The 11,364-nt window shown below is 68.8% G+C and carries 9 protein-coding genes and 2 pseudogenes; 6 read left to right on the forward strand and 5 right to left on the reverse strand.

Features of this window, described 5'->3' with window-relative positions; all coding sequences use genetic code 11:
- Positions 1-314 precede the first annotated feature (314 nt).
- Positions 315-1,199 (reverse strand): transcriptional regulator GcvA, encoded by an 885-nt coding sequence (locus ACV22Z_RS25750; protein WP_448079098.1) that lies wholly within the window; start codon positions 1,197-1,199, stop codon positions 315-317.
- 96 nt (positions 1,200-1,295) lie between these two features.
- Here ACV22Z_RS25750 and ACV22Z_RS25755 point away from each other — a divergent pair.
- The 6 genes and pseudogenes from ACV22Z_RS25755 to gor all read left to right on the forward strand — a co-directional run.
- Positions 1,296-1,904: pseudogene (locus tag ACV22Z_RS25755) on the forward strand (chromate transporter); the annotation flags it as partial.
- Positions 1,905-2,026: 122 nt separating this feature from the next.
- Positions 2,027-2,554, forward strand: a complete 528-nt coding sequence (locus tag ACV22Z_RS25760; protein ID WP_448079099.1) for a chromate transporter — start codon at positions 2,027-2,029, stop codon at positions 2,552-2,554.
- A gap of 120 nt (positions 2,555-2,674) precedes the next feature.
- Complete coding sequence (locus ACV22Z_RS25765) at positions 2,675-3,016, forward strand: zinc ribbon domain-containing protein YjdM (protein ID WP_448079100.1); 342 nt, start codon at positions 2,675-2,677, stop codon at positions 3,014-3,016.
- 364 nt (positions 3,017-3,380) lie between these two features.
- Positions 3,381-4,502: a porin gene (locus ACV22Z_RS25770; RefSeq protein WP_448079101.1), complete on the forward strand. Its 1,122-nt coding sequence runs from the start codon at positions 3,381-3,383 to the stop codon at positions 4,500-4,502.
- A 398-nt stretch (positions 4,503-4,900) separates the two neighbouring features.
- Positions 4,901-5,128, forward strand: coding sequence for a hypothetical protein (locus ACV22Z_RS25775; protein ID WP_448079102.1), 228 nt, complete (start codon positions 4,901-4,903; stop codon positions 5,126-5,128).
- A 240-nt stretch (positions 5,129-5,368) separates the two neighbouring features.
- Positions 5,369-6,724, forward strand: a complete 1,356-nt coding sequence (gor, locus tag ACV22Z_RS25780) for a glutathione-disulfide reductase (RefSeq protein WP_448079103.1) — start codon at positions 5,369-5,371, stop codon at positions 6,722-6,724.
- 102 nt (positions 6,725-6,826) lie between these two features.
- Here the strand turns inward: gor and ACV22Z_RS25785 are convergent, their stop codons facing one another.
- The 4 genes and pseudogenes from ACV22Z_RS25785 to ACV22Z_RS25800 form a co-directional block, all read right to left on the reverse strand.
- Complete coding sequence (locus ACV22Z_RS25785; RefSeq protein ID WP_448079104.1) at positions 6,827-8,128, reverse strand: NAD(P)/FAD-dependent oxidoreductase; 1,302 nt, start codon at positions 8,126-8,128, stop codon at positions 6,827-6,829.
- 23 nt (positions 8,129-8,151) lie between these two features.
- The gene (locus tag ACV22Z_RS25790) at positions 8,152-9,456 is read right to left on the reverse strand and encodes an NAD(P)/FAD-dependent oxidoreductase (protein ID WP_448079105.1); all 1,305 of its coding nucleotides are present in this window, start codon (positions 9,454-9,456) and stop codon (positions 8,152-8,154) included.
- A 100-nt stretch (positions 9,457-9,556) separates the two neighbouring features.
- Positions 9,557-11,149: a DUF3138 family protein gene (locus ACV22Z_RS25795; protein ID WP_448079106.1), complete on the reverse strand. Its 1,593-nt coding sequence runs from the start codon at positions 11,147-11,149 to the stop codon at positions 9,557-9,559.
- Between the two features lie 103 nt (positions 11,150-11,252).
- Positions 11,253-11,364, reverse strand: a pseudogene (locus tag ACV22Z_RS25800) (putrescine ABC transporter permease PotI); the annotation flags it as partial.

Here is an 11,364-nt window from a genome sequence, read left to right on the forward strand (position 1 = left end):
ATGAGCAAGCAGCGGGCCAGCGCGTGGATTGCCGCGCGGGCCGGGGCTGGGCGGTCGATGTTTGCAGCCGTGCAACGTTTCGGAGGCGGCGATGTTTCAGGCGTGAAACGTGCGGCGGCGGAGCCGACGGGCGGCGCGCCAGGCGTGGTGCGGAGCGGCTGGAATAACGGGGGGAGCGTGCCTGCGGCGCGTCAGCGAATTCGCTCGGGAAGCGCACGCGACGCGTGCGGAATGGTTTCAGCCTTGCAACGTGTGCGGGGACGGGCGGCAGCGCAGCGCTTGCGTTTCGATCAGGTGTGAGGGTGCGCAACGCGTCATGCGTTGGTGTTCGCCTGTGCTTCCAGCCATGCGCAGAACTGCGCAACGAGCGGCTCGTCCGCGCGCTCGCGCGGCGTGATCCACCAGTAGCTGCGCGTCGCGATGCGCGGGCCGGGGAGCGGCATCACGAGCCGTCCGCTCGCGAGCTCGTCGTCGATCAGCGGCAGCGGGCCGAGCGCGACGCCGAGTCCGTCGACCGCCGCCTGCAGCGCGAGGTAGAAGTGGTCGAACGACTGCCGCTTGCGTGCCTTCAGCGTCGCGCCGGCCGCGGCGAACCAGTCGCGCCAGCCCTCCGGGCGCGTATCCGAATGCAGCAGCACATGGCGCGCGAGATCGTCGGCGCGCGCGATCGGCGTGCGCGTGAGCAGCGCGGGGCTGCACACCGGGATCACGCTCTCGTCGAGAAAGCGGCCGCTCGCGCAGTTCGGCCAGTGGCCGGGGCCGCGGCGGATCGCGACGTCGAAGCCGTCGAGCGTGTCGAGCGGCGCGTTCGACGTCGACAGCTTCAGCTCCACGTTCGGCACGTCGCGCTGGAAACGCGACAGCCGCGGCAGCAGCCATTTCATCGCGAAGGTCGGCAGCGCATTGATGCGCAGCACGCGCGCGGTGCCGGTGGCCCGCAGGCGCTCGGTTGCCAGCGCGATGCTGTCGAACGCGGCGCGCACGGTGTCCAGGTACTGGCGGCCTTCGTCGGTGAGCTTCACGCGCTTGCCGAGCCGATGGAACACGGGCTTGCCGAGCCAGGCCTCGAACCCGGCGATCTGCCGGCTGATGGCACCGTGAGTCACATGCAGCTCGTTGCCCGCGGCGCTGAAGCTTTCGTGTCGTGCCGCGGCTTCAAAGGCCCGAAGCGCGGAAAAGGGCGGGAGATCGCGTGCCATGCTTGTGATTCTAGATCACAACGACACACCGATAAAATCGATTTGCGCGGGCGCCGGATGGCGGTACGCTCGACCTGTCGTTTGTCGAGGACTCCCATGCAATCCGTCTCCACGCCGCCAGCCGGCCGCCCGCGCAGCGTCGGGCTCGCCGAGCTGTTCGCCGGCTTTCTCTCCCTGGGGCTGATGTCGTTCGGCGGTGCGCTGCCGTTCGCGCGGCGCACGATCGTCGACGAGCGCCGCTGGCTCACCGCCGACGAATTCACTGATCTGCTCGGCCTGTGCCAGTTCCTGCCCGGCGGCAACGTGATCAACCTGTCGGTCGCGGTCGGGATGCGCTTTCGCGGCGTGCCGGGCGCGTTCGCCGGGATACTCGGGCTGATCGCCGGGCCGACGCTCGTCGTCGTCGCGCTCGGCGTGCTGTATGCGAAGACCGAGAACGACCCGCGGGTCCAGCATCTGTTCGCCGGACTGGCGGCCGCGGCGGCCGGGCTGCTCGCGGCGATGGCGGTGAAGGTCGCGAAGCCGCTGCGGCACGCGCGCGCGGCGGCCGGCATCGCGGCGCTCGCATTCGTCGCGATCGCCGTGCTGCGCATGCCGCTGCTGACGACGATGCTCGTGCTGACGCCGCTCAGCGTGTGGCTCGCTGCGCGTCGCGGGGCGGAACCGGTGGCGGCGCCGGCGGCGGCACCGGCCGGGCAACGGGCTACGCCCGGGCCGAGCGCCTCGGGCGCATCCGGCGCATCCGGCGTATCCGGCGCGTCTGATGCAGACGCGCGGCACGTACCGCGCAACGCGGAGCAGCGCGGCCCGCATGACGGAGGCGCGCAATGACCGACACGCTGATCGCGCTCGCGACCATCTTCAGCCAGCTGTCGCTGCTCGCGTTCGGCGGCGGCAACACGATCCTGCCCGAGATGCAGCGGCAGGTCGTCGACGTGCACCACTGGATGAGCGCGCACGAGTTCACCGCGCTGTTCGCGCTAGCGCAGGCGGCGCCCGGGCCGAACATGATGATCGTGTCGCTCGTCGGCTGGCATGTGGCCGGCTGGCAGGGCCTGCTTGTCGCGTCGCTCGCGAAGTTCGGACCGTCGTCGGTCGTCACCGTGCTCGCGCTGCACGCGTGGGAGCGCTTTCGCAACCGTCCGTGGCGGCGCTACGTGCAGCAGGGGCTGATGCCCGTCACGGCCGGCCTCGTCGCGGCGAGCGCGGTGCTGATCGCGGAGGCGTCGAACCGCACGGCCGTGCAGTGGGGCATCACCGCCGCGTGCGCGGTGCTTGCGTATCGCACGCGCATCCATCCGCTGTGGCTGCTCGCGGGCGGCGCGCTGGTCGGGCTGACGGGTTTCGGGCAGTGACCGCTCGCCGGGCGCGGCCAGCGCCCGCTCACGGCTGCGCGTGCGGCTCGCTGTTGACGACGCCGGGCTGCCGGAACCGGGCCGGTATACTGCGGGCTTTCAACCGCAGGACCTTGCACCATGTCGACGATTCCCGCCTGTCCGCAATGCGCGATGGAGAACACCTACCCCGACGGCGATCACTATATTTGCGCCGATTGCGGACACGAGTGGCCGAGCGCCGCACCGCAAGCGTCCGACGATGACGCGGCGCGCATCGTCAAGGATGCGAACGGCAACGTGCTCGCCGACGGCGACTCGGTCGTGCTGATCAAGGATCTCAAGCTGAAGGGCTCGTCGATCACGCTGAAGATGGGCACCAAGGTGAAGAGCATCCGCCTCGTCGGCGGCGATCACGAAGTCGATTGCAAGGTCGACGGGATGAGCGTGATGCTGAAGGCCTGCTATCTGAAGAAGAACTGAGCTTTCGCGCCCCCGCGGCGTGCGCCGCGCGGGCGGCGTCGCGGCCGGCTGACGGCGTCCCGCCCCTCTCGATCTCTCCCTCTTCCCGCGTCCTTTCCGCCCTCGCCGCGGCCGATTCTTACAGGATCGCCGCGCGCCCCGGGGGCGAAATCACCGACATCCGCTGCCGCACAGGCAAGCCCCGCGCGGCGCAGCGTTGTGTGCGGGCGACAATCCGGCCGTCGCAGCGCGTTTCAATTTCTTTCAAGGGTCTGGCTCGTCTTATGATTCTGCCCTCATCGCGCGCGCCAAGAACGCGCGCGATCCCACCCGGCTGCGCACGCGGCCGGCAATGAACGGAGACACCAACAAAAAGGGAACGCTCATGAAGCAGACCACCAGACTCGCAGCACTCGCAGGGGGCGCCTTCCTGGCATTCGCCAGCCAATACGCAGCAGCACAAAGCTCGGTCACGCTCTGGGGCGTCGCCGACGTCAGCGTCCGCTACCTGACCAACGCAAACGCCAACAACGACGGCCTGCTGTCGATGACGAACGGCGCGATCACCAACAGCCGTTTCGGCATCTACGGCACGGAAGACCTCGGCGGCGGCCTGAAGGCGCTGTTCAAGCTCGAGAGCGGCGTGAACCTGCAGAACGGCGCGTTTGCGGACAGCGGCCGCCTGTTCAACCGCGCGGCGTACGTCGGTGTGGCAAGCCCGTACGGCACCGTGACCCTCGGCCGCCAGAAGACGCCGCTGTTCGACCTGCTGTCGGACACCTACGATCCGCTGACGGTCGGCAACTACCTCGAAAACGCATGGCTGCCGGTCGCGCTCGGCGGCGGGCTGTACGCGGACAACCAGATCAAGTACACGGGCACGTTCAGCGGGCTGACCGCGACCGCGATGTACTCGACCGGCACGAACTACGAGTCGACCGGCGCCGGCGGCTTCTCCGGCCAGATCCCCGGCTCGCTCGGCAAGGGCAACGCGTGGGGCATCTCGCTGTCGTACGTGATGGGTCCGCTGAGCATCGCGGCCGGCGCACAGCAGAACAGCGACAACTCGGCGCGCAAGCAGACCATCTACCACGCGAACGTCGTCTACGCGTTCAGCAAGGCGAAGGTCTACGCGGGCTACCTGCGCTCGAAGGACGACACGGGCTTTGTCGACAGCCTGCTCGCGCAGCAGACGATTCCGGTCGCGAAGGGCACCGGCCGCATCGACGACGGTCCGTACGCGGGCGTGAGCTGGCAGGTCAGCGCGCCGCTGACGCTGACGGGCGCGTTCTACTACGATCACATGCGCAACGCGATGACCGCGAACGGCACGCTCTCGAGCGGCAACCGCTACGCGATCGTCGGCATCGCCGAGTACGCGCTCAGCAAGCGCACCGAGATCTACGGCACTGTCGATTTCAACAAGACGAACGGCGCGGCCAACGTCGAACTGCCGGGCCGCAGCAACCAGACGGGTATTGCGATCGGCCTGCGCAATATCTTCTGACGAACGCACGACGCCGGACCGATGTCCGGCTGATGACGAAGAGGCCCGGCAGCTTGCGTTGGGCCTCTTTTTTTTGTGCGCGCATCCGGCCGCGTCGCGGCATCGGTCTTCATGCGCACGCGCGACTATGCAGCGTGCGCTACATAGCCGAATGCATAAGCCGTAAGGCTTCCGTCGGTATTCCAGAACATATTTTTACAGTGCGCGCGACACCTTTCCGTTAATCTGCGTGCATCGCCCGGCGTGTGTCCATGGGCACGCGCGCGCGTCGCTGCGGTGCGCGCGGCGGGCGTGGTCGGCATAGTCCGTAAATTGTGTATCCGGTGATGACAAAAGCAGTCCGCCGGTTTTTTTCGTGGGACGATGCGTCGCACGATTGACATTGAAAGGGGATGACGATGGGTATCCTGAACACCATTGGCGAAATCGCGGGTGCCGTGGGGGCCGTCGAGGCCGCAGAGAAACTCGATCCGGATGCGGGCCTGCTGACGAAGGCCGCGGCTGCGGTCGCCGGCTTCAAGGGCGCGGAAGCGCTCGAAGGCATGCTCGAGAAGAAGGAAGAGAAGCCCGAGGAAGCCGCAGACGATACGCAAGCGACCGACGGCAGCGACACGTCGCAGGCATGAGCATGGCGGCCGGCTCGGCCGCGCCCGCGCAGACCGCGCGGGCGGGGGAGCCGGTGCCACGCAACCGGCAGGTCGGGCATGCGGTCGATCGGTGACGCATGGCACACCCGGCAGCTGGATTGACCGGCGAGAGGCAATGTCTCTCGCCGTTTTTTTTTGCGCGCGCCGCGTCCCGCAAGAAAACCGGAATCTTGCTATCGTGCCGTCATCCGAACTGCTGAACTGTGATGAGGGCATGCGATGGAATTCGACTACGATCTGTTCGTGATCGGCGCCGGCTCGGGCGGCGTCAGGCTGGCCCGGATGTCGGCGTCATTCGGCGCGCGCGTGGGCATTGCGGAAGAAGAGCAGATCGGCGGCACCTGCGTGCTGCGCGGCTGCATTCCGAAGAAGCTGCTCGTCTACGCATCGCATTACCCGCATGAAGTCGACGACGCGCGCGGCTTCGGCTGGACCTTCGGCGCGGGCACGCTCGACTGGCCCGCGCTGATCGCCGCGAAGGACCGCGAGATCAACCGGCTGAGCGGCATCTACATCAACCTGCTGTGGCAATCCGGCGTCGAGATGCATGCGGGGCGCGCGACGCTCGTCGATGCGCATACGGTCGCGGTGGGCGAGCGCCGCGTCACCGCGCGCCACATCGCGATCGCGACCGGCTCGCGCCCGTCGCTGCCGCCGCTGCCGGGCATCGAGCACGCGATCACGTCGCGCGAGGCGCTGTCGCTCGCGACGCTGCCCGCACGCATCGCGGTGGTCGGCGGCGGCTACATCGCGGTCGAGTTCGCGGGCATCTTCAACGGGCTCGGCAGCCGGGCCGACCTGTTCTATCGCGGCGAGCAGATCCTGCGCGGCTTCGACGACGACGTCCGGCACTTCCTCGCCGACGAAATGGCGAAGCAGGGCGTGACGATCCATACCCGCACCTCGGTCGACGCGATCGAGCGCGCCGACGACGGCACGCTGAGCGTGCGGGGCGGCGGCGCGCAGCACGGGCCGTACGACGCAGTGCTCTATGCGACCGGGCGCGTGCCGAACGTCGAGGGCCTCGGGCTCGAACAGGCGGGCGTCGCGCTCGATGCGCGCGGCGCGATCGCGGTGGATGCGTATTCGGCGACGTCGGTCGCGTCGATCCATGCGATCGGCGACGTGACGTCGCGCCCGCAGCTCACGCCGGTCGCGACGCGCGACGGCGGCCTGCTGGCGGCGACGCTGTTCAGCGGACGGCCCGTCGCGGCCGATCACGAATGGGTGCCGTCGGCGGTGTTCAGCCAGCCGGAGGTCGCCACCGTCGGCCTCACCGAGGCGCGCGCGCGGGACGTGCATCGTGACGTCGACATCTACCGCACGTCGTTCAAGGCGCTGCGCCACACGCTGACCGGACGCGACGAGCGCACGCTGATGAAGCTCGTCGTCGCGCGCGACAGCCAGCGGGTCGTCGGCGCACATATGGTCGGCCGCGACGCGGGCGAGATCATCCAGGGCATCGCGATCGCGATTCGCGCCGGTGCGACGAAAGCGCAGTTCGACGACACGATCGGCATTCATCCGACCGCTGCCGAGGAGTTCGTCACGATGCGGCAGAAGGTGGCGGACTAGCCGCGGCGTGAGGAGGCGCCGCGCGCGGCGTGTCGTGCCGCCGCATGGCCGTGCCGGTTCACGCGGGCCGGTCGCCCGCCGCGCGCACCGGCCGGTACGCGCTCAATGCCAGCCGAATGCGTCCAGCAGCCGATACCAGCTCATCGCTGCGACGAGCGCCGGCGTGCGCAGCAGCGCGCCGCCCGGGAAATCGCGATGCCTGACCTTGCCGAACAGGTCGAAACGGCTCGCCTGCCCGTCGATCGCCTCGGCGAGCAGCTTGCCCGCGAGTGCGGTCGTGTTCACGCCGTGTCCCGAGAAACCCTGCGCGAAATACATCGTCGGCGCGACGCGCCCGAAATGCGGCGCGCGGTTCATCGTGATGTCGACGAAGCCGCCCCATGCGTATTCGACCTTCACGTCCGCGAGCTGCGGAAACGTCTTCAGCATGTCGCCGCGCATCGCTGCGGCGAGATTGCGCGGCGGCAGCGTCGAATAGCTGACCTTGCCGCCCCAGACGACCCGCGTGTCCGGCGCCGGACGGAAATAGTCGAGCACGAAGCGGCTGTCGCAGATCGCGGCGCGCGCGGGCATCAACGCGGCCGCGCGCGCTTCGCCGAGCGGCTCGGTCGCGATCACGTAGGTGCCGACCGGCATGATCTTCTTCGACAGCGCGGGCGCGAGCGTACCGAGATACGTGTTGCACGCGAGCACGACGAAGCGCGCGCGCACATGGCCCTGTGCCGTCTCGACGAGATGGCCGGCCGGGATGTCGCGCACGCGCGTCACGCAGCTGTTCTCGTGGATGCGCACGCCGGCGTCGGTGGCGGCGCGCGCGAGGCCGAGCGTGTAGTTGAGCGGATGCAGGTGGCCGCTGTCGGGGTCGTACAGGCCGCCCCGATAGCGCGACGACTGCACGAAGGCGCCGAGATCCTGCTCGTCGACGAAATGCAGGCGGTCATGGCCGAAGCGCTTCGCGACGTCGTCGCGCCAGCGTTTCAGCGCATCGGCATCGCGCTCGGTATTCGCGGCGGTCAGGTAGCCGGGCACCAGCGCGCAGTCGATGTCGTGCTTCGCGATGCGCGACTTCACGAGCGCCAGGGTCTCGAGCCCCATCTCCCAGATGCGCTTCACGTCCGCGTCGGGCAGATAGCGCGCGAACGTGTCGATGTCGCACGCGTAGCCGCCGATCAGCTGGCCGCCGTTGCGTCCGCTCGCCGCCCATCCGACCCGCGACGCCTCGAGCACGGTCACCGAAAAGCCGCGCTCGGCGAGATTGAGCGCGGCCGACAGGCCGGTCAGGCCCGCGCCGATCACGCACACGTCGGCGTCGGTCGCGCCGGCAAGCGGCGGGTGGCGGGTCGTATCGTTGACGGTGGCCGCGTAGTACGACGCGGCATGCGGCTGGTTCGCGAATGTCTGCATGGTCAGGAAAGCGAATGAAGGATTCAGAACAGCTCGCGCACCCGGTGATACAGCATCCCGAGTTCGAGCGCGGGCTGGCGCCACGCGTCGCCGCCGGGAAAGCGGCGATGGCGCAGGCGCGCGAACAGGTCGAACGCGCGCGTGTCGCCCGCGATCGCGCCGGCGATCGTGCGCCCGGCGATGCCGGTCAGCGCGACGCCATGGCCGCTGAAGCCCTGGACGTAGAAGAAGTTCGGATCGAGCGCGCCGAAATCCGGCGCGCGGTTGCGCGTGACGTCGACGAAGCCGCCCCACGCGTAGTCGACGCGCACGTCGCCGAGCTGCGGGAATACGCCGGTCATGCGGCGCCGGATCGTTTCGGCGAGCGCGGCGGGCGACGCGCCCGCGGAATCCGCGCGGCCGCCGAACAGCATCCGGTGATCGGCCGACAAGCGGAAGTAGTCGAGGAAGAAATTGTTGTCGCACACGGCTTCGCGCTGTGCGATCAACGCATCGGCGCGCGCCTGGCCGAGCGGCTCGGTCGCGATGATGTACGACGCGATCGGTGCGATGCGCGCGGCGGTCGCTGCGGGCAGCACGCCGCCCGGGCCCGCGTTGCAGCACGCGACGACGAACCGGCAGCGGATCTCGCCGGACGGCGTGCGCACGACGGGCCGCGCGCCGCGCACGACGTCGAGCGCGGGCGTGTGCGCGAACAGCGCGACGCCTTCGCGGCGTGCGGCATCGGCGAGACCGAGGCAGTACTTGAGCGGATGCAGGTGGCCGGACAGCGGGTCGTAGACGCCTGCGAGGTAGCGGGTGGACGCGATGCGCGCGCGGATCGTGCCGGTGTCGAGCCACGTCAGCGACGGATGGCCCCAGCGCGCCTTCGCCGCGTCCATCCAGTCGTGCAGGTCGTCGATGCGGCGTGGCTTCGTCGCGACGGTCAGGTAGCCGCGCGTGAAGTCGCAGTCGATGCCGTAGCGCGCGATGCGCTCGGCGATCAGCGCGACGCCGTCGAGCGACAGCGCCCACGCGGCGCGTGCGCCGTTCGCGCCGAGCTGGCGCTCGATCTCCTCGTCCTTCGCGAAGCCGGTGATCGCCTGGCCGCCGTTGCGTCCCGACGCGCCCCAGCCGGGACGATGCGCGTCGATCACCGCGACGGACAGCCCGCGCGCGCGGCAGTCGAGCGCAGTGGACAAGCCGGCGAAACCGGCGCCGATCACGCACACGTCGACGTCGAGCGTGTCGTCGAGTACAGGATCATCGACCGCGGGGCGCGCGGCGGTCGCTTCGTAATACGAGTCGCGCGCGAGCGCGTCGGCGCGGCGGGTGAATGACTGGGTCATCAGACCGACTCCCTCCATGCGGCGCGACACGCGCCGGATTTGTGCCCGAAAAACGGCACGGGACGCCGTGCGCGCCGCACGGCGTCCCGCGCGCCCAGCGTCAGAACGAGTAGATGAACTGCGTCGCGAGCAGGTCGTTGGACTTGCCGTACGAGCCGTCGTTGCGCAGGAACACCTTGTTGTTCGCCCAGTCGTGCCGGTATTCGACCTTCACGGTAATCTGCTGGGTCGGATAGAACAGCAGGTCGAGCGCGACGTCCTGACGGATCGCGCCCTTGCACTCGAAGCCGAGGCCGCCGTTCGCCTTCGACGTCGCGAGGCAGTCCGCGTCGACGCCGAAGCCGTTGTTCGGATCCATCCCGTTGCCGTTCAGCGCGATGCCGCCGCCGCCGCCGCCGTTCTTGCTGTTGACGAGCGCATCGTAGCGCAGCGTCACGCCCATGCGGCCGACCACCGGCGCGTTGAACTTGCGGTGCGCGAGCAGCGACAGCCCGTACCACTGCGCGAACCCGCCGTTGAACGCCGCATGATCCTGCCGGCCGTAGTCGACTTCGGCGTTGTACTGCACGTCCGCGAGCGTGTAGGTCGCGTCGAGTTCGCCGAAGAAGAATGCGCCATATGCGCTCGGTGCGTTGCCGCCCGGGCCGTAGTGAACGACGCCGTTCGAATCGATCGCGCTCGCGAGCGTCTGGCGCCCGATGTTGAACGAGCCGCCGATGTCGAGCGCGCTCGACCACGTGTAGTCCGCGCGCGCGGTGAAGGTCGGCACCTTGTTGCTGGTCGTGATCGGGTCGCCGAGCGCATTGGTGCCCGTCTGCGTGACCGAGCCGTAGGTGCGGTACTGCTCGTTGCCGAGGAAGAACTTCCACGCCCAGTTGCCCTTCGTGTAGTTCGCGCCGGCGCCGATGTAGCTGCCCGGATCGGAGAAGTCGTACAGCAGGTTGTGCGTGAGCGTGAGCATCTGGTTCGACTGCTGCACCTCGTAGCCGCCGAAGCTCGGGATCAGGCCGGCGACGAGCGTCGTCTCGGCCGTAATCGGCACGTTGACGACCGCCGTGTTCAGGATGTTGTTGCCGATGTTGCCGCGCGAGTTCTGCAGCAGCGTGATGCCGTTGCCGCGGTTCGGCATCAGCGTGATCTCGGCCGACGGCGCCATCGGGCCGACGCCGAAGGTCTTCTTGATGTCGAGGTAGAGATCGCCGAACGTGCTGTTGAAGTAGTTGTACGCGCTCTCGTGGTTCGCGAACAGGAACGACGACCCGCCGGCCGCGCGGTTGTAGATGTAGGTCGGATCGATGTAGCCCGTCACCGACAGGCCCGCGATCGGCCCGGTGTTGGCCGCGTCCGACAGCGAGTCGACCTTCAGCTGCTGGTTCGCGATCTGCTGCTTCATCTCGGTGACGTCGTCGTTGGTCAGCACCGCGGGCGCCTTGCCGTAGTCGGGCGACGACGCGTCGACGCTCGCCGCCGCGACGGCTGCGCCGCCTGCCGCGCCGGTCGTGCCCGCCTTGCCCGTCGTGCCGGCGACGGTGCTGCCCGGCTTCGCGGTGAGCTGCGCCTGCATCGCCTTCATCTGCTTCTGCAGCGCGGCGACTTGCGCCTGCAGCGCCTTGATCTGGGCGGATGTCGAGTCGGCCAGCGCGATGCCTGGCAACGCGCCGGCCACCAGCAGGCAGATCAGTTTCTTCTTCATTGTGGATGCTCCTTGTCGTGTGCCTGTCAATGCGTGTTCAGAGCGCGCGCCGCACGAGGCGGCGCGCATCGGTTGTTATCGAATGATGGGAAGAGGAGGGCGCTCAGGCCGCCGCAAATGCCGCCTTCATGTCCGCCACGCGCCGGCGTTCACGCGCGAGCATCATCTGGTTCACGACGATCACGCCGATCGTCACCGCGGTGATGAACAGCGTT

The sequence above is a fragment of the Burkholderia sp. PU8-34 genome (genome assembly GCF_053427725.1).